Origin of the sequence: Myceligenerans xiligouense (assembly GCF_003814695.1) — a bacterium.
In the GTDB taxonomy this organism is placed as follows: Bacteria; Actinomycetota; Actinomycetes; order Actinomycetales; family Cellulomonadaceae; genus Myceligenerans; species Myceligenerans xiligouense.
Map to the genome: position 1 here is coordinate 1 of NZ_RKQZ01000001.1, position 18,305 is coordinate 18,305.

The 18,305-nt window shown below is 67.6% G+C and carries 14 protein-coding genes and 1 pseudogene; 7 read left to right on the forward strand and 8 right to left on the reverse strand.

Annotation, left to right across the window (positions count from 1 at the left end):
- The 3 genes and pseudogenes from EDD34_RS00005 to gyrB form a co-directional block, all read right to left on the reverse strand.
- Positions 1 to 800, reverse strand: a pseudogene (locus tag EDD34_RS00005) (hypothetical protein); the annotation flags it as partial.
- Positions 801 to 840: 40 nt separating this feature from the next.
- Entirely contained in the window at positions 841 to 3,465 is a 2,625-nt protein-coding gene (gene gyrA / locus EDD34_RS00010; RefSeq protein ID WP_123812756.1) for a DNA gyrase subunit A, read from the reverse strand.
- A gap of 130 nt (positions 3,466 to 3,595) precedes the next feature.
- Positions 3,596 to 5,722, reverse strand: a complete 2,127-nt coding sequence (gene gyrB / locus EDD34_RS00015) for a DNA topoisomerase (ATP-hydrolyzing) subunit B (protein WP_123812757.1) — start codon at positions 5,720 to 5,722, stop codon at positions 3,596 to 3,598.
- A gap of 446 nt (positions 5,723 to 6,168) precedes the next feature.
- Here gyrB and EDD34_RS20535 point away from each other — a divergent pair, with 446 nt between their 5' ends.
- Positions 6,169 to 6,978, forward strand: coding sequence for a hypothetical protein (locus EDD34_RS20535; RefSeq protein WP_170176914.1), 810 nt, complete (start codon positions 6,169 to 6,171; stop codon positions 6,976 to 6,978).
- A gap of 142 nt (positions 6,979 to 7,120) precedes the next feature.
- On the opposite strand, the gene EDD34_RS00030 is transcribed toward EDD34_RS20535, so the two are convergent.
- The 5 genes from EDD34_RS00030 to dnaA form a co-directional block, all read right to left on the reverse strand.
- On the reverse strand, positions 7,121 to 7,621 hold the full coding sequence (locus tag EDD34_RS00030; protein WP_123812760.1) for a DciA family protein: 501 nt from the start codon (positions 7,619 to 7,621) through the stop codon (positions 7,121 to 7,123).
- 130 nt (positions 7,622 to 7,751) lie between these two features.
- Positions 7,752 to 9,083 (reverse strand): DNA replication/repair protein RecF, encoded by a 1,332-nt coding sequence (gene recF / locus EDD34_RS00035; protein ID WP_123812761.1) that lies wholly within the window; start codon positions 9,081 to 9,083, stop codon positions 7,752 to 7,754.
- A 4-nt stretch (positions 9,084 to 9,087) separates the two neighbouring features.
- On the reverse strand, positions 9,088 to 10,023 hold the full coding sequence (gene gnd / locus EDD34_RS00040) for a phosphogluconate dehydrogenase (NAD(+)-dependent, decarboxylating) (protein WP_342774861.1): 936 nt from the start codon (positions 10,021 to 10,023) through the stop codon (positions 9,088 to 9,090).
- 43 nt (positions 10,024 to 10,066) lie between these two features.
- Positions 10,067 to 11,200: a DNA polymerase III subunit beta gene (dnaN, locus tag EDD34_RS00045; RefSeq protein WP_123812763.1), complete on the reverse strand. Its 1,134-nt coding sequence runs from the start codon at positions 11,198 to 11,200 to the stop codon at positions 10,067 to 10,069.
- Positions 11,201 to 11,917: 717 nt separating this feature from the next.
- The gene (gene dnaA / locus EDD34_RS00050) at positions 11,918 to 13,354 is read right to left on the reverse strand and encodes a chromosomal replication initiator protein DnaA (RefSeq protein WP_123812764.1); all 1,437 of its coding nucleotides are present in this window, start codon (positions 13,352 to 13,354) and stop codon (positions 11,918 to 11,920) included.
- Positions 13,355 to 13,833: 479 nt separating this feature from the next.
- Here dnaA and rpmH point away from each other — a divergent pair, with 479 nt between their 5' ends.
- The 6 genes from rpmH (at position 13,834) to rsmG (ending at position 17,507) form a co-directional block, all read left to right on the forward strand.
- Positions 13,834 to 13,971, forward strand: coding sequence for a 50S ribosomal protein L34 (gene rpmH / locus EDD34_RS00055; protein ID WP_123812765.1), 138 nt, complete (start codon positions 13,834 to 13,836; stop codon positions 13,969 to 13,971).
- A 2-nt stretch (positions 13,972 to 13,973) separates the two neighbouring features.
- Positions 13,974 to 14,441: a ribonuclease P protein component gene (gene rnpA, locus EDD34_RS00060; RefSeq protein ID WP_123812766.1), complete on the forward strand. Its 468-nt coding sequence runs from the start codon at positions 13,974 to 13,976 to the stop codon at positions 14,439 to 14,441.
- Positions 14,442 to 14,533: 92 nt separating this feature from the next.
- Positions 14,534 to 14,791: a membrane protein insertion efficiency factor YidD gene (yidD, locus tag EDD34_RS00065; protein WP_123816213.1), complete on the forward strand. Its 258-nt coding sequence runs from the start codon at positions 14,534 to 14,536 to the stop codon at positions 14,789 to 14,791.
- A 115-nt stretch (positions 14,792 to 14,906) separates the two neighbouring features.
- Entirely contained in the window at positions 14,907 to 16,082 is a 1,176-nt protein-coding gene (gene yidC, locus EDD34_RS00070; protein ID WP_123812767.1) for a membrane protein insertase YidC, read from the forward strand.
- Between the two features lie 10 nt (positions 16,083 to 16,092).
- Complete coding sequence (locus EDD34_RS00075; RefSeq protein WP_123812768.1) at positions 16,093 to 16,692, forward strand: Jag family protein; 600 nt, start codon at positions 16,093 to 16,095, stop codon at positions 16,690 to 16,692.
- A 164-nt stretch (positions 16,693 to 16,856) separates the two neighbouring features.
- The gene (gene rsmG / locus EDD34_RS00080) at positions 16,857 to 17,507 is read left to right on the forward strand and encodes a 16S rRNA (guanine(527)-N(7))-methyltransferase RsmG (protein ID WP_123816214.1); all 651 of its coding nucleotides are present in this window, start codon (positions 16,857 to 16,859) and stop codon (positions 17,505 to 17,507) included.
- Positions 17,508 to 18,305: the final 798 nt, after the last annotated feature.

Sequence of the window (18,305 nt, forward strand, 5' to 3'; positions counted from 1 at the left end):
TTCGCCGCGTTCCGGGCAGCGGCCAGTGCAGCCTGCGCAGCCTTGACCGCACCCTGCTTCACGGCTGCCGCCGGGTCGTCGCCGTCGGTGCTCTTCTGCCCGTTGGTCTCGTTCACTGCCGTGGCGGGCTCCTCCTCCGCCGTCGGCACCTCGCCGGCGTTCGGGGACGACACGCGCTGCCATGCCTCGCTCGGCGGGTTCGGGGGCGGAGTGTCATGCGAGGACACGCGCGGCTTGGTCGTGTCATCGACCTCGTCGGCCTCCGAGTTCGTCGGCGCGACCACGTTGTCGATGGCCCGGCCCAGGGATGACGCCGACTTCCCGGACGCACCGTTCGACGCGGCCGGGGGCTCCGTCGTGTAACGGGACGAGGGCGCGCCCGCGCCCGCCTCGTACGCCGAACGCCAGAATCCGCTGGGGATCGGCTTGTGCTCTGCCTCCGTCGGTGTGGAATCCGTCGCGCTCGCCGAGCCACCCTGCGGCGGAACCTCGGGCGAGGCATCCGGAGCCTTCGGCTCCGCCTTTTCTGCGATCTGCTCGGTCACCGTTCTCCCTGCGGACTCTTGGACAGCGGGGTCGCCGTCCGCGACCGCCTCGGTCGCGTCGCTCTCTGTGTTCTCGGTCGATGCTTCTGTCGACGCGCTCTCCGTCGACGATTCGGCCGGCGTCGTGTCGGCGGCATCACCCGACTGCTCGGAACCCGACGAGGCGCCCTCCCGGACGTGGGTCTCCTTGAGTTCGTCGTCGATCTTCGTCGTCGGCGATCCGATGCCCTGTCCGGTGTCGTTGCCGCTTGTCATCAGCTGTCCTCGCGTCCGGTGCTCTCTTGCTCTGGGGTGCTCAAACGTCGTCGGGGCCAGGTACCTCACCGTCCACGGTAACGCCGCCCCCACCGTTCTCGCCGCTCGGCCCGTCAGGGCCGTCCTCCGGTTCGGCGTCCTCATGCTCGAGGTTGCGTTCCGCGTTCCGCGCCACGGCGATGATCCGATCGCCCTTGTCCGGCTTCGCGAAGGTTACCCCCTGGGTATTCCTGCCGGTCAGGTTCACCCCCGCGACTGCGGACCGGACGATCTTGCCACGTTCCATGATGACGAGGACCTCGTCGTCCGCATCCGTTACCAGCGCCCCCACAAGGTCTCCGCGCGCTTCGACCAGATTCGCCACCTTGATGCCCAGACCTCCGCGCCCCTGCACCCGGTACTCGTCGATCCGGGTGCGCTTGGCGAAGCCGCCTTCCGTCACCACGAACAAGTCCGTCCCCGGCGTGACCACCTGTGCGGCGAGCAGTTCGTCGTCGTCCCGGAACTTCATACCGGTCACGCCCGACGTCGCTCGGCCGAGCGACCGGATCGTGTCGTCGGAGGCATGGAAGCGGATCGACTGACCCTTGCGGGAGACGAGGATGAGATCGTCGTCCCCGTTCACCAGGCGGGCGGCGACCAGCTCGTCCGGGCGGCCCTCCTCGTCCTCACGCAGGTTGATCGCGATGAGACCGCCGGACCGCGGCGAGTTGTACTCCTGGAGCCGGGTCTTCTTGACGATGCCCCGGCGCGTGGCCAGGACCAGGTAGTCCGCGGCGTCGTAGTCCGGGATATCCAGAACCTGCGCAATGTGTTCACCCGGCTGGAAGGCCATGAGGTTGGCGACGTGCTGGCCCTTCGAGTCCCGGCCTCCCTCAGGCAGCTCATACCCCTTCGCCCGGTAGACGCGGCCCAGGTTCGTGAAGAAGAGCAGCCAGTGGTGCGTCGTCGTGACGAAGAAGTGGTCGACGATGTCGTCCTCACGCAGTTGCGTCCCGCGCACGCCCTTGCCGCCCCGCTTCTGCTGGCGGTAGTTGTCGCTGCGCGTCCGCTTCGCGTAACCGCCACGCGTGATGGTGACGACCATCTCCTCCTCGGGGATCAGGTCCTCGACGGACATGTCTCCGAGATGCGGGAGGATCGTCGTGCGGCGCTCGTCGCCGTACCGTCCGACGATCTCGTCGAGCTCGTCGCCGACGATCGAGCGCTGCCGCTCGGGCCTGGCGAGGATGTCGCGGTAGTCGCTGATCACGGCCTCGAGCTTCGCGTGTTCGTCGAGGATCTTCTGCCGCTCGAGCGCCGCGAGCCGGCGCAGCTGCATCGCCAGGATCGCGTTCGCCTGCACCTCGTCCACACCGAGCAGCTCCATCAACCCGCTGCGCGCCTGTTCGACGTCGGGAGAGCGACGGATGAGAGCGATGACCTCGTCGAGTGCGTCGAGTGCCTTGAGGTAGCCCACGTAGATGTGGATCTGGTCCTCGGCCTCCTTGAGGAGGAACTCGGTGCGCCGTCGGACGACCTCGATCTGGTGGATGACCCAGTGCCGGATGAACGCGTCCAGGCTGAGGGTCCGCGGAACGTCGTCGACCAGCGCGAGCATGTTCGCGCTGAAGTTCTCCTGCAACTGCGTGTGCTTGTACAGGTTGTTCAGGACGACCTTGGCGACCGCGTCGCGCTTCAGCACGATGACGAGCCGCTGGCCGGTTCGGCCCGAGGTCTCGTCGCGGATGTCGGCGATGCCCTGGATGCGCCCCTCGTTCACCATGTCGGCGATCTTCGCGGCGAGGTTGTCGGGGTTCACCATGTACGGCAGCTCGGTGATGACCAGACAGATCCGGTTCTGGATCTCCTCGACGTTCACCACCGCGCGCATCGTGATCGACCCGCGGCCCGTGCGGTAGGCCTCCTCGATGCCCTTGTGGCCCAGGATCTGCGCGCCGGCGGGGAAGTCCGGCCCCTTGATGCGCTGCATCAGCGCCTCGAGCAGCTCCTCGCGCGTCGCGTCCGGGTTGTCGAGGTACCACTTGGCGCCGTCGGCCACCTCGCGCAGGTTGTGCGGCGGGATGTTCGTGGCCATGCCGACGGCGATCCCGGCCGAACCGTTGACCAGCAGGTTCGGGAAACGCGACGGAAGGACGGTCGGCTCCCGGGTACGGCCGTCATAGTTGTCCTGGAAGTCGACGGTGTCCTTCTCGATGTCGCGCACCATCTCGAGCGCGAGGGGCGCCATCCGGCACTCGGTGTATCGAGGCGCGGCCGCCGGGTCGTTGCCGGGGGAGCCGAAGTTGCCCTGGCCGGCGACCAGCGGATAACGCAGCACCCAGTCCTGCACGAGGCGGACCAGGGTGTCGTAGATCGCCGTGTCGCCGTGCGGGTGGTACTTACCCATCACGTCGCCTACCACGCGGGAGCACTTGCTGAACGAACGATCCGGCCGGTAGCCGCCGTCGTACATCGCGTACAGCACGCGGCGGTGCACGGGCTTGAGCCCGTCCCGCACGTCCGGCAGGGCACGCCCCACGATCACGCTCATCGCGTAGTCGAGATAGCTGCGCTGCATCTCGAGCTGCAGGTCCACCTGTTCCACACGGCCGTGGTGCACGGCCAACGCGGCGTCGCCAACGCCGTCGGGGAGGTCCTCCACGCCGGGGGTCTCGTCCGTCACGTCTCTTCCTTCCCACGCCGTCCGACGGCGTGCTGTCGTCTCCCCGGTACCTCGTTACGCGGTGGCCGGGCCGCGCGCTCACTCCGTACGGCGCCTTCCTGTCGGCATCGTGCGGGGTTCGCGTAGTCGCTCAGATGTCGAGGAACCGCACGTCCTTGGCGTTGCGCTGGATGAAGCTGCGGCGTGACTCGACGTCCTCGCCCATCAGCACCGAGAAGATCTCGTCCGCGGCTGCGGCATCGTCCATCGTCACCTGGAGCAGGGTCCGGTGTTCCGGGTCCATGGTGGTGTCCCACAACTCCGAGTAGTCCATCTCGCCCAGGCCCTTGTAGCGCTGGATGCCGTTCTCCTTCGGGATGCGCCTGCCCTGCGCCAGACCGGCCTCGAGGAACGCGTCCCGTTCCCGGTCGGAGTAGACGTAGTCATGGGGCGCGTTCGACCACTTCAACCGGTACAGCGGCGGCTGCGCCAGGTACACGTGACCGTGTTCGATGAGCGGGCGCATGTAGCGGAACAACAGCGTGAGCAGCAGGGTGCAGATGTGCTGGCCGTCGACATCGGCATCGGCCATCAGCACGATCTTGTGATAGCGCAGCTTGTTGATGTCGAAGTCCTCACCGATCCCGGTGCCGAACGCCGTGATCAGCGCCTGCACCTCCTGGTTCGAGAGGGCCTTGTCCAGCCGCGCACGCTCGACGTTGAGGATCTTGCCGCGGATCGGGAGGATCGCCTGGTTGTGCGGGTTGCGTCCGCGCACCGCCGAACCACCTGCCGAGTCGCCCTCGACGACGTAGACCTCGCACTCCTCCGGGCGCCGCGACTGACAGTCCTTCAGCTTTCCGGGCATGCCACCGCTGCTCAGGATCCCCTTGCGACGGGTGGCTTCACGAGCCTTGCGTGCCGCGATGCGGGCCTGGCTCGCCTGGATCGCCTTGCGGATGATGTCCTTCGCCTCGCCCGGGTGGGCGTCGAACCAGTCGGTGAGCTGCTCACGAACGACGCGCTGGACGAACGTCTTGGCCTCGGTGTTGCCGAGTTTCGCCTTCGTCTGTCCCTCGAACTGCGGTTCGCTCAGTTTCATGGAGATGACCGCCGTGAGGCCCTCGCGGATGTCGTCGCCCGTGAGGTTGTCCTCCTTGTCCTTCAGGATGCCCTTGTCGCGCGCGTAGGTGTTGACCAGGCTGGTCAGCGCGGTGCGGAAACCCTCCTCGTGGGTGCCGCCCTCCGGCGTGGAGATCATGTTGGCGAACGTGTGCACCGACTCGCTGTAGGCGCTTGTCCACTGCATGGCGATCTCGGCGGAGATGTTCCTTCCCTCGTCCTCCGATTCGAAGGCCACGACCTCGGGGTGGACCAGCTCGACCTTCTTCGCCGAGTTGAGGTGCGTCACGTAGTCGACGAGTCCTCCGTCGTACTTGTACGTGACCGTCCGCGCGCCGGGACGAATGCCCGGCGTCGAGCCCTGGTCGCCCTCCGCACCGGACTCGCCGCCGGCGCCCGGGCCGCCGTCGGTGGTGGTGATCGTGCCGGCGACGTCGCCCTCGGTGAGCATCTCGGGAGTCACTCGCGGGATCTGCCCGGTGACCTCGTCATCGTTCCCGGCGTGGCCGGCACGCTCGTCCGTGAGGGTGATCTGGAGACCCTTGTTGAGGAAAGCGGTCTGCTGGAAACGCGTTCGCAGGGTCTCGAAGTCGTACTCGGTGGTCTCGAAGATCGAGTCGTCGGCCCAGAACGTCTGGATGGTTCCGGTGCCCTCGCCGTCGGCCATCGGCTCGAGCCTCTGCACCTCGCTGGTCGGCTCGCCACCGTCGCGGTACTCCTGACGCCAGTGATAGCCGTCACGGACGACATCCGACACGAAGCGGCTGCTCAGCGCGTTGACCACGGACATGCCGACGCCATGGAGACCGCCGGAGACCGCGTAACCGCCGCCCCCGAACTTGCCGCCCGCGTGCAGGATCGTCATGACCACCTCGAGGGTGGGCTTGCCCTCGGTGGGGTGCATCGCCACCGGAATGCCGCGGCCGTCGTCGATCACTCGGACGCCGCCGTCGGCCATCAACGTGACGTCGATGGTGGTGGCGTGCCCGGCCAGGGCCTCGTCGACAGCGTTGTCGACGATCTCGTAGACCAAGTGGTGGAGCCCGCGCTCACCGGTTGAGCCGATATACATGCCCGGTCGCTTACGAACGGCCTCGAGACCTTCCAGGACGGTGATGTTCCCGGCGTCGTAGCCGCCGTCGATTCGCTCTGTCACGGGCGGGGTAGCTCCTCGTCTTTCAGGCGCACGCCGGGTTGGAGGAGTGGTCCTGACCCGGCGTGATTGTCCCTGTCAGTCTACCGCCAGGACGCGGAAAACTCCGGATTCCAGGCCGCTTGTGAGCAACCTCCACACGGTCTTCGAGCGGGTGGAAACACGAGCTGCTCGGGCTGATGACCGGCCTAAGGGGTGAAAGTCCGTTGTTGGCCCCATAAGGTGATGGATGCGATCGCCTCGCCGAAAGCCGCCGTCAGGCACTCGTTCTCGCTCGCGCGGCCGCCTGGGCTCCTGTGGCACGGTGCACCATGGCTCGGTGAGCGCATGGTCACCAAACAATTGAGCGCTGGGAACTGTTTCGCTTTTTGCGGTCTTTCTGGTCTAATCCGACACGACCCCCGTCAGCGCCCCCCAGCGCAACGTTCGCAACTTCAAAGGATGACACCGTGAAGAAGTTCCTCGCCGGCGGTGCTCTCACCGCCGTCGCACTTGGTGGGATGGTCGCCATGGCCCCTGCCGCATCCGCCCACATCCCCAACGTCAACGCCGACTGCACCGGCCTCTATGTCGACTTCAAGTCGTACAAGGGCGGCACGGACGTCGAGGTCGTCATCGACGGTGCGGTCGTCGAGTCGACCGTGCTCCCCGGCAGCCCCTACGACTGGGTCGACTTCGTCAAGCACTACGAGTTCGACGACGACACCGTCGGTCACACCTGGTCGGTCTCCGTCGATGCCCATGACGGCCGCGACGGCGTCCAGTACGACTTCACCGATGAGGGCGCCGTCGACGCCTGCGCCACCCCGCCGACCAAGGAGGTCGTCGTGCCGGCGACGCCCGAGGTCGTCGCCGGCTGCGCCGTGACCATCGACGACGTCGTCCTCCCCGAGAACACGGACGCTCTGACGTACTCGAAGAACGAGGCGGGTGTCGTGGCCGCGCTCGTCTCGGACGAGTACGAGTGGATCGAGGACCTGGGCTCCTGGACGCCGCAGGCAGACGGCTCCGTGCTGTTCCCGGCCGAGCTGCTCCTGGTCGAGGAGGCGTGCGAGGATGCCTCGTCGCCGGAGCCCTCCCCGTCGGAGCCCACCGAGGTGGAGGCGTCGGACGAGCCGTCCGCTCCGGCCGACGAGGAAGAGCCTCCGGTTCTCGCCGCGACGGGTGCCACCGTCGGTGGCGCGGCGGCTTTCGCCCTGCTCCTCGTGGGCGGCGGCGTCGCCCTCGTCATCGCCCGCAGGCGCATGGCCACCAACTGACGTCACGCCGTCCGCGGCAGCAGTGAGCAGCAGGCAGGCCCCCACCCGAGCCGGGTGGGGGCCTGCTGTTGTCCGGTGATGTGTTCGTGTCCCGAGCGGGTCCCGAGCATCGTGACCAGCCCGACGCAGCCGTCCGCGGTCATCAGCCGAACGTGTCCCGCGGTCCGGGCCCACGCACCGCACGCGGCCCGCGCCGGAAGCCGGGCCCGGCGGGCCCCAGCACCGAGACGTCCTCGACGACGCCCTCACCGATCTCCTCCGACATCCGCCGGAGCAGGTTGGGCACCAGCAGTCGCAACTGTGTCGCCCACGCGGTCGAATCAGCCCGCACCACCAGGACCCGGTCGTCGAACGTGACCGGCGTGCAGTGCTCGGCGACGTCGTCACCGACCACGTCGCGCCACCGGCCCACGACGCCCCCGACCGAGACGTCCTGCGTCCATCCCTTCTCGCGCAGCAGTCGACCGACCACCGAGCCGAGGAGCTGGGGGTCGCGCGCGTTCGGCCCCTGCGCGTCCTGACGGGGCTCGGCGAGGGGAGATCTGCGCGCGGGCGAGCCCGGGCGGAGCCCTTTCGCCCGGGCTGCCGCCTTGGCGCGATTGAGCGCCGCGCGGGCGACCTCCTCAGGCGGGGTCGGGGCCACGTCGGCCTCTTCCCGACCACCCGTCGCCCCGCCGTTATCCACAGCGTTCTGTGGATAACTTTTGGAGGCTCGAACGGCTCCGCGGCGACCCCCGTCGTCGCCTCTGCCGGACTCGCGAGACGCGTTCTCGTCACTCACGGCTGACCGCACCTGGTTCCACGTGAAACCTCACGCCGCGCAGCGATGCGGGTACGTCGTCCGGCACGGCGGCCGTCACCAGCACCTGCCGAGCAGGCAGCACGAGCTCCGCGAGACGCTCCCGCCGACGGGTGTCGAGTTCCGCGAAGACGTCGTCGAGGATGAGCACCGGATCGGCGTCCGTGCCGTGGTCCGGGTCCCAGAACGCGGGTGCCGACGGGTGCCCGACACCGAGCTCCGAAACGCCTCCCAACAGCCAGAACGACGCCAATCTCAGGGCCAGGGCGAACGACCACGACTCTCCGTGGCTCGCGTATCCCTTCACCGGCAGCCCGCCGAGGGAGAGCACCAGGTCGTCACGGTGAGGGCCGACGAGACTCACTCCGCGATCCAGTTCCTGATCTCTGACGCCCGCCAGCGCAGAGGTCATCTGCTCCCGGATCCACGCCACCGTCGCCGGGTGGTCGGCCGCCGCAGGGGAGTCGTTCGAGGAGCCGTCCGACGGCGGTTCTCCCTCGGCGGTCGAGGCACTGGACGACACCGGCGCGTCGGCCGATCCGGTGTGTCCGCGGTCGCCGGACACGCCCTCTCCCCGAAAGTTTTCCACAGGCGCTGGGGACGACGACCGGTACTCGAGTCGCGCCTCTCCCTTGCCCTCACTGACCGCTTCGTAGGCCGCCGCGACGACCGGACGGAGAGCCTCGACAAGCTGGAGCCGGAGGGACACGATCTCGGCACCGAGCTCGACGAGACGCCCGTCCCACACGTCGAGCGTCGCCAGCGCGGCGTGGTCGGCGCCGCCCGAGCGACGCACGGCCCTGGCCGATTTGAGCAGTGCCGACCGCTGCTTGAGTACCCGCTCGTAGTCGGCGAACACTCCGGCGAGCCGGGGGACCATCAGCACGATGAGCTGGTCGAGAAACCGGCGGCGGCCGTCAGGATCGCCCTTCACCAGCGCGAGGTCCTCCGGCGCGAACAGCACCGTCCGCAGGATGCCGAGCACGTCCCGCGCGCGGGCCGGCTGTCCGCGGTTGATCCGTGCCCGGTTGGCCTTGCCCTGCGTGATCTCCAGCTCGATGGTGCTTGCCCGGTCTCCGCGCACGATGCGCGTGCGAACCACCGCACGCGAGGCACCCGCCCGGATCAGCGGCGTATCGGTGGCGACGCGGTGCGAACCCAGGGTCGCGACGTAGCCGATGGCCTCGACAAGGTTGGTCTTACCCTGGCCGTTGGCCCCGACGAACGCGTTGACCCCGGGTTCGAGCTCCACGTCGACGCTCGCGTACGAGCGGAAGTCGAGGAGGCTCAGGTGGGAGACGTACAGCGGACTACTCGGCCTTCTTCACCGAGTGCCCGCCGAACTGCTGTCGCAGCGCGGCGACCGCGCGCATGGCCGGGGAGGACTCCTGGCGCGAGGCGAACCGTGCGAACAGTGCAGCCGAGATCACCGGCAGAGGCACGGCGTTGTCCACACCCTCGTCGATGGTCCAGCGACCTTCGCCCGAGTCGTCGACCCAGTCGTCGAGGCCGGCGAGGCCGGGGTCCTCTTCGAGGGCCTTCACCATGAGGTCAAGGAGCCATGACCGCACGACGGTGCCTCGCTGCCATGCCTTCATCGTGCCGTGCACGTCGGTGACGATGTCCTTCTTGGCGGCGAGCAGCTCGTAGCCCTCGGCGTACGCCTGCATGAGCCCGTACTCGATCCCGTTGTGCACCATCTTCGCGAAGTGCCCCGCGCCGACGGTCCCCGCGTGCACGAAGCCCTCTTCCCGCGGGCCCTCGGGCCGCAGCGCGTCGAAGACGGGCATGAGGGTCTCCACGTGTGCGACATCGCCACCGCACATGAGGCCGTATCCGTTCTCCAGACCCCACACGCCGCCGGAGACACCGCAGTCGACGTAGCCGATACCGCGCTCGGCCAGTTCGGCGGCGCGCTCCTGATCCTCGGCGTAGTGCGAGTTCCCGCCCTCGACGATGATGTCACCCTCGGTCAGGAGCCCGCCCAGCTCGTCGATCACGCCTCGCGTCGGCTCACCTGCCGGGACCATCACCCAGATGACGCGCGGTGACGGGAGCGTCGCGACGAGATCGGCGAGCGATGCCACGTCCGAGACCTCGGGGCGCGGGTCGAAGCCTGTGACTTCGATGCTGGAGCGACGGAGGCGCTCCCGCATGTTGTTGCCCATCTTGCCGAGACCGACCAGGCCGATGTGGCTGATCATGAATTCCTCCAGAAAAGTTCTCCACAGGCGGTGTGCACGCAGGGACCGCCTGCCTGGGGGGCGCCTGAGCGCCCGGGTGCCGGGCTCAGCCCGTGAAGCGGATCGGGACCAGCAGGTAACGGTAGGTCGAATCGTCCTCGCCGTCGAGAGAGTCCTGGCCGGTGAACTCGACCGGCTTGTTCGGGTGCGTGAACGAGAGCCGGACGAAGTCGGTGCCGAGTGCCCCGAGGCCGTCCAGCAGGTACTGCGGGTTGAACGCCACCGCGATGTCCTCGCCGGAGAGCACCGCCTCCAGCGCTTCCGACGCCTGTGCGTCGTCGCCCTGGCCGGCGTCGAGCACGACCTGGCCCTCGCTGAAGGACAGGCGGATCGGCGTGTTCCGCTCGGCCACCAGACTGACGCGTTTGGCCGCGTCGATCAGCGGAGCGGTCGCGACGACCGCGTGGATCGGAGAGCTGTCCGGGAAGAGTCGCCGAACGGGCGGGTAGTCACCGTCCACGAGCTGGGACGTGGTGTGCCGGCCACCGGCTTCGAAACCGACGAGGTCCACACCGTTTCCTGTGGACAACCCGACGTTCACCGCTCCGCCGCCCCCACCGAGGGAACGGGCGACGTCGTTCAGGGTGCGAGCGCGGATCAGGGCGACCGAGGAGAAACCGGGAGTGCCGGGAGTCCAGGTCAGCTCGCGCAGCGCGAGGCGATAGCGGTCCGTGGCAAGAAGGGTGATCTTCTCGCCCTCGATCTCGACACGGACACCGGTGAGCAGAGGGAGTGTGTCGTCGCGGCTGGCGGCGACCGTCACCTGGGCGACGGCCGCCGTGAGCGCCTCGCCCGGGACGGTTCCGCTCAGCTCGGGCATGGACGGCAGGGCCGGATACTCCTCGACGGGCATCGTCAAGAGGGTGAAGCGGCTCGCTCCGCAGGTGAGAACGACCTTGCTGCCCTCGAGAGTGACATCCACAGGCTTGCTCGGCAGGGCGCGGGAGATCTCGGCGAGCAGGCGTCCGGACACGAGGACCGTACCCGGCTCCGCCACCTCGGCAGGAACCTCGGAGCGGGCTGACGTCTCGTAGTCGAAGCTGGCGAGGTTCAGAATGCCGGAGGGATCCGCTTCCATGCGCACGCCCGCAAGGACCGGAGCCGGTGGCCGTGTCGGAAGCGTGCGCGCCGTCCAGGTGACGGCGTCCGCCAACACGTCACGCTCGACCCTGAACTTCATCCCGTTCCATCTCCCTCACAGAGCCTCTCGTTCCGTACTTGCCAGAGCCTACGCGAGGTGACTGACGTTGACGACGGGGGAGGGGTGCCATGTGGTGAGCTACTTGCTCACACCTCGGGTTAGCACTAATGTTCGAATGGACAGTTCGGGCCGCCAGGCCTGATGAAGGCGTCTTGCTCCCCTACTAAGAAATCTGTAGTCGTCGTAGTAGGGGTTGTGGATACTGGGGATAACCGACGTTTCGGCAGGTCCGGGGTGGTTTCTGGGTGTGGACAGCCTGTGGGTACAACTGTGGGAAAACTAGGGGTCCATGTGGACGGCCGTTTTTTACCCACAGGCCGTCCCCAGTTCAGCCTTCGTCGCCCACAGGTTTCGGGCAGTTGTCCACACGTCTTCCACAGGTTCATCCACAGGGAACTTTGTGCATCCAAGGCCGCGAACCGAGGTTGTCCACAGATCTTGTCCACACCCCTGGGGATAGAGAATAGACAAGCGCGTGATCCTGCCGATCCTGCTGTGTACAAACCTGTGGAAGCGGGTTCGCGGAGGGGCCCAGAGTTATCCACATCTGAATCCACAGGCCTGTGGAGATGTGGATCGAGATGCCTTTGAGGCGCGTCGCCGCAGGCCAGAGGCCATGCACGGGTTGTGCATGGCCTCATGATGTCGAGAGACGCAGAGACGCGTCGTGGGGCCCGGAAGGGACCAGATCGCATGTCAGGACACGCGGTGCTGCTGTTTGATCCGTGCGGTGAGCTCGGTCACCTGGTTGTAGGTTGATCGGCGCTCCGCCATCTGCCCGGCGATCTTCTTGTTCGCGTGCATGACCGTGGTGTGGTCCCGACCGCCGAACTGCTGGCCGATCTTCGGCAGCGAGAGTTCCGTGAGCTCGCGACAGAGGTACATGGCGATCTGCCGCGCGGTGACGAGCACGCGTGAGCGCGATGTACCGCACAGATCCTCGATGGGCAGCCCGAAGTAGGCCGCCGTCTGTGCGATGACGACGGCCGGCGTGATCTCCGCGGTGTCGTCGTCGTCCGTGATGAGGTCCTTGAGAACGATCTCGGCGAGCGTGAGGTCGACGGACTGTCGGTTGAGGTTGGCGAACGCGGTGACGCGGATGAGTGCTCCCTCGAGTTCGCGGATGTTCGTGGAGATCCGCGAACCGATGTACGAGAGCACCTCGTCGGGCACGTCGAGGTGCTCGGACGCCGCCTTCTTGCGGAGGATGGCGATCCGCGTCTCCAGGTCCGGCGGCTGGACGTCCGTGATCAACCCCCACTCGAAGCGGGAGCGCAGCCGGTCCTCGAACCCGCTGAGCTGCTTGGGAGGCACGTCGGACGTGATGACGACCTGCTTGTTGGCGTTGTGCAGGGCGTTGAACGTGTGGAAGAACTCCTCCATCGTCTGTTCCTTGCCCTGCAGGAACTGGATGTCGTCGATGAGGAGCACGTCGACGTCGCGGTACCGGCGTTGGAACGAACCCGCCTTGCCCTCGCCGATGCTGTTGATGAAGTCGTTGGTGAACTCCTCGGAGTTCACGTACCGCACCCGGATGTGCGGGTACAGGTTGTGGACGTAGTGCCCGATCGCATGTAGCAGGTGGGTCTTGCCCAGCCCTGAGTCCCCGTAGATGAACAAGGGGTTGTAGGCCTTGGCCGGCGCCTCGGCGACGGCTACCGCGGCGGCGTGCGCGAACCGGTTGGACGAGCCGATGACGAAGGTCTCGAAGATGTACTTCGGGTTCAACCGCGTCTGCTCGCCCGTCGGCTTCGGGGCCGGCTGGGGCGCGACAGGCATCTGCGCCTCGGCGGGCTCGGGCGCCTCGTCGGTGAGGCTTGTCGGGGCGTGCGAGATCTGCGACGGCCCGGCGAGCGACGAACTGCTCAGTTCCGGATCCACGGTGATGCCGAAGCGCACGTCCCGCCCGAGGACCTCGGACACTGCGGACGACAGCTCGTCACGGACCGCCGTCTCGAGATACGTGCGCGTCTGTTCGTGAGGGACGGCGACGAACATCATGTCGTGAACCACCGCCATGGGCTTCGCCAGCCGGATGAAGGCGAGCTGCCGCGGGCTCATATCGGGACGCGCCTCGAGCGTGGTCAGCACTTTTGCCCAGACATCGGTGAGATTGGCGTCCGGGTCGGCCACGGTCGTTCCTAACGGGTCGGGTCGCGCGAGGGGCGCGGGACTGTCGCTGTGCCTGGGCGGAGAGCCCGTCCGCTCGATCTCGTCTCGTAGCGAGGGGGACTCCTGGAGTCTGCCATGATGAGGCACCGTCCACACAGTTGTCCACAGGTTGTGGATACTGTGGACGAGCGTTATGAGGGTCGGCCCCACGGCCGCCCGGGCGCACGACGCCGCTTCTCCTGTGGTCCGCGCGACACCGCGAAACCCCGGACGCGTTTGACCGGAGGGTGCCCGAAAGCGTAACGTCAGACAGCCGTTCCAGGTACTTTCGCGCGCCCGCTGCCGGTGTTCTGCCGGGTTGCGTGGCCGGGCCCGGGTCGGCAGCCCGGTCGAAGTCACTATCGACCGGACGAACGAACCCTGCATCGGCACTCGCCCCTGCATCGACTTGTTTCGTCGAGGACAGGTTGTGCCCTTCCCGACGTCTTCAGGAGTACCTCGTGAGCAAGCGGACTTTCCAGCCGAACAACCGCCGTCGTGCCAAGACGCACGGTTTCCGTCTGCGCATGCGGACCCGTGCGGGCCGCACGATCCTCGCCAACCGGCGTGCCAAGGGCCGCGCCAAGCTCTCCGCCTGATCGTGTTGCCAGCGGCGCACCGACTGCGCCGTTCCGTTGATTTCGAACGGACGGTGCGCCGCGGCACGCGTGCAGGACGACCGACCTTGGTGGTTCACCTCCTCGCCGATTCCGGCGACGGCAGCGGGAACCCGCCACAGGTCGGTCTTGTGGTTTCCAAGGCGGTGGGCAACGCCGTGCACCGCAACCGGGTGAAGCGGCGTATTCGCGCATCGGTCGCGGGATACATCGGTGATCTTCCGCGCGGAGCATGCCTGGTGGTGCGGGCGTTGCCGCCGGCGGCCGGGACGTCGTACCACGAGCTTGACGCGGACCTCGGCTCGTGCCTGCACCGTGCTGCGCGAAAGGCGGCGCGCGGAACCCGCGGCGACGCTCGGCCGTTGCCTCAGGCGGAGGCCGGCACCGCCGGTCCGAGCACCGGCTCGGCGAGGGAGCCGGCGAGATCCACGAACGGCGGAACGGCAGCATGACCTCCTGGACCGATGGCTTCCGGCTCGCGGCGCTCCGCCCCGAGTCGTCCGGCGGCCGTCTCGGAGACATCCCCGTGATCGTGCTGGTCGGGATGATCCGCGTGTACCAGGCCTTTATCTCGCCGATGAGTGGTCCGACCTGCAAGTACTACCCCTCATGCTCGCGGTACGCGGTCATCGCGCTGCGCCGGCACGGCGCCCTCCGCGGGCTTGGTCTCGCGCTCTGGCGCCTGTTGCGCTGCAACCCGTGGAGCTTGGGTGGCGTCGACGATGTCCCGCCCGCACGCGACCGTCGTCGGGCAAGTGAGCCGGACGACGCCGCCGCGCACGTCGCGCCGCACACACACTGAGCAGTGCTCGTGCTGACGTGTCCACGCAAGGCGACCTCCAGGTCGTCCCGCGTGGCTGCCGGGTTGCGGCCCCGGCATCCCCGACTTCCGCAACAATCAGGAGTGACTGAGACCGATGAGTGACTTTTTCCTCTGGGTCTGGCTGAAGCAGGGCGTGTCCTGGATCATGGTCGGCTCGCACGAGCTGCTCACGTTCCTCGGCCTGCCCGACGGCTCAGGCATCGCATGGGTGCTCGCGATCGTGATGCTGGTCATCGTGATGCGTATCCTGCTGATCCCGCTGTTCTTCAGGCAGATCAAGGCGTCGCGCGGGATGCAGCTGATGCAGCCCGAGCTGCAGGCCGTGCAGAAGAAGTACAAGGGCAAGACCGACCCCGCGTCTCGTGAGGCGATGACCCGCGAGACGATGGAGCTGTACAAGAAGCACGGGACCAACCCGTTCGCGTCCTGTATGCCGCTGCTGCTGCAGTCCCCGATCTTCTTCGCGCTGTTCAGCGTGCTCAACGGCCTGGAAGCGATCGCCGCCGGTGAGGCTGAGCCGCTGACGCCGATCTCGCAGGAGGTCGCCTCGGACATCGAGCAGTCCACCCTGTTCGGCGCGCACCTGTCCGACGTGTTCATGCAGGACTCATCGATCACCGCGAAGTTCGTCATCGCAGGGCTGATCATCGCGATGTCCGCCACCACCTTCTTCACGCAGCGCCAGCTCACCATGAAGAACATGCCGCCGGCGGCTCTCGAAGGGCCGATGGCGCAGACCCAGAAGATCATGCTCTACATGCTGCCGGTGATCTTCATGATCTCGGGCGTGAACTTCCCGGTCGGCGTGCTGATCTACTGGACGGTCACGAACCTGTGGTCCATGGGCCAGCAGTACTACACGATCAAGCGCATGCCGGCTCCGGGGTCGCGCGCCGAGAAGGAGATGCAGGAGCGCAAGGCGCGCAAGGCCAAGGAGAAGGCGCTCAAGCGTGGCGAGCCGATTCCCGAGGAGGTCGTCGAGGTCCTCGAACCGAAGGCGCGTGGTCAGCGCGTGCAGCCCAAGCGCAAGGACCGCCGCAAGGGTGCACCGCGTGAGCCGGTCGCGACCGCGCAGGCGGCGCCGTCGGACAAGTCGTCGGACAATGGCTCTGCGGCCGACACCGCCGCGACCTCGGCGGAGGCGTCCGCCTCATCGGGGACGACGACGGCGGGCGGCGAGTCCAGAAACGGCACGCCGGCTTCGAGCAAGAGCAAGGCGAAGACGAGACCCGCCGGCGCCTCGCCGGCGGGCAAGCGGAAGAAGAAGTAGGAGGAGCGCGATGAGCGAGTCCACAGCCGGTGCGTCGGAGACCGACCGTACGGCCCGCCTCGAGGAAGAAGGCGAGATCGCGGCCGACTACCTCGAGGAGCTGCTCGACATCGTCGACCTCGACGGCGACATCGATCTGGACATCCGCTTCGGCCGAGCTGCCGTGGAGGTGCTGTCCGAGGACGGTGGCGACGAGCTGGACCGGCTTGTCGGGAGGGACGGCGAGATCCTCGATGCCCTCCAGGAACTGACCCGGCTCGCGGTCCAGGTGAAGACGGGCGAACGCTCCCGGCTGATGCTCGACGTCGCCGGTTTTCGTGCGGCGCGGCGCGCTGAGCTGACGAAGCTCGGCGAGTCTGCGGTCGCGCAGGTGAGGGAGACCGGGCAACGGATGGCGCTGGAGCCGCTGAACGCGTTCGAGCGGAAGGTCGTGCACGACGTCGTGGCCGCGGCTGGGCTCATCAGTGACTCCGAGGGTGAGGAGCCGCATCGATACGTGGTGATCCACCCCGCCACCGGGAGCACGGAGCAGCCCGGTGGTTCCGACGAGACGCAGAGGGGTGCTGCGGCGGTCGACACGCCGGCGGAGACGGCGGGCGTGGCGGAGTAGTCGGAAGCCCGGCACAACGAGAGGGCTACGAGATGGCTGAGGGCCGGTGCGCAGATGCGCACCGGCCCTCAGCCATCTCGGTCGGGTGATGGGTTCGGAGACGACGACGGCCGCGCGCGGACACACGACGGCGACGAGTGATGGAGACTGAGGGCGTGGAGAACATGGACGATCAGGTGCTTGACGCGGAGACGCTCGGCAGGAGCGACACGGTCCGACAGTACTTCGGCGAGCATTACGAGACGGTGCGCGGATATGCGCAGATGCTCATGGATCAGGGAGAGCTGCGTGGACTGATCGGGCCCCGTGAAGTGCCTCGGCTGTGGGAGCGGCACATCCTGAACTCCGCGGCCGTGGTCCCATATCTGGCCGGCGCCGGCTCGGTGGTGGACGTGGGGTCAGGAGCCGGTCTGCCGGGCGTGGTAGTCGCGATCATGCGGCCGGACACCGAAGTCTTCCTGGTGGAGCCGATGGAACGACGCACCACGTGGCTGACGGAGGTGGTGGAGGAGCTCGGTCTGTCGAACGTGGTGGTGAAGCGCGGTCGCGCGGAGGAGTTTGACGGAGCGTTCGAGGTGGACGCCGTGACCTCACGGGCAGTGGGCGCACTGTCGAAGCTGGTGCGGGTTTCGATGCCGCTCGTGCGGGTGGGCGGGGAGCTGATCCTGTTGAAAGGTCGGAACGTCCGGGACGAGTTCGACGGTGCACGGAAGGTGCTGCGGAAGTTCGGGGCGGGGGAGCCAGAGGTCCTGCCGGGCGAGACGGTGGACGGGGTGGAGGCGACGACGGTGGTTCGGGTCGCCCGGCGGAAGTAGGCGGGCTGTTTCACGTGAAACAGGTGCGACGCCACGGCGTGCGAACGTTCGACGTGAAGAACGTCGAGTGGTGTTATCGGCCTTCCCGTGCACCGGCGTTTCGTCGGCGCGAAGGAGCCATGCCTGCTTAGCGTGAGCAATGTGCTCTCACTCTGGGGATGGCTGAAGAGAAGGTTCGGTCGGCGGGGTGTTGAGCACGCCCCCGTGCTGTCGCCTGTGGGAGGGGCTCCTGGACGTCGGTCGGCGACCGAGAGTCCCGGCGCCAGTCAGTTGTCGGGAGTTGGGGGCGATCACGAGGTCGTTCGAGGAGATCGAACCAAGACAGTGGGGAGCAGCGACTCTGCGATGCCAGGAAGCGCAATGCCGGCCGAGAGTGCGGAGAGGTCCGAGGGCGTGGGACCGTCAGCGGAGTCGGAGTCATCGAGGGGTGTGTCGGCCGACGAGGCTCCCGCCGTACGTGCCGAGGTCGCTACGGACGCGGGTGACGGTCGACCTGACGAGGCCGCTGCACCGATTGTCGTTGCGTTGAGCCTCCACGGCGAGGAACCCAGTGTTGTTTCACGTGAAACGGTCGAGGCGCCGGATGGGAGTAGCACGGGAGATGAAGCCTCCGCCGGGGCTGCCCGGGATCTCCAGGTGGCCGCCATGGCGGAACCGGTCGGGGGACTCCCGGCGAGCGGCGGCACGGAACCCGCGGGCCGAGGGCCTGGTGGGGCCGCGGACCGAGAGCCGGATGCTGGCGGAGGGGCTGGCGGCGGGGGAGGCGAAGCCGCTCGGGAGGGTGACTCCTGGCGGCAG

Bases quoted from the DNA above. Each gene is read 5' to 3' on its own strand.
- rsmG (WP_123816214.1), top strand. From the start codon at position 16,857: ATGGACGATCAGGTGCTTGACGCGGAGACGCTCGGCAGGAGCGACACG.
- EDD34_RS00075 (WP_123812768.1), top strand. From the start codon at position 16,093: ATGAGCGAGTCCACAGCCGGTGCGTCGGAGACCGACCGTACGGCCCGC.
- yidD (WP_123816213.1), top strand. From the start codon at position 14,534: ATGATCCGCGTGTACCAGGCCTTTATCTCGCCGATGAGTGGTCCGACC.
- yidC (WP_123812767.1), top strand. From the start codon at position 14,907: ATGAGTGACTTTTTCCTCTGGGTCTGGCTGAAGCAGGGCGTGTCCTGG.
- dnaN (WP_123812763.1), bottom strand. From the start codon at position 11,200: ATGAAGTTCAGGGTCGAGCGTGACGTGTTGGCGGACGCCGTCACCTGG.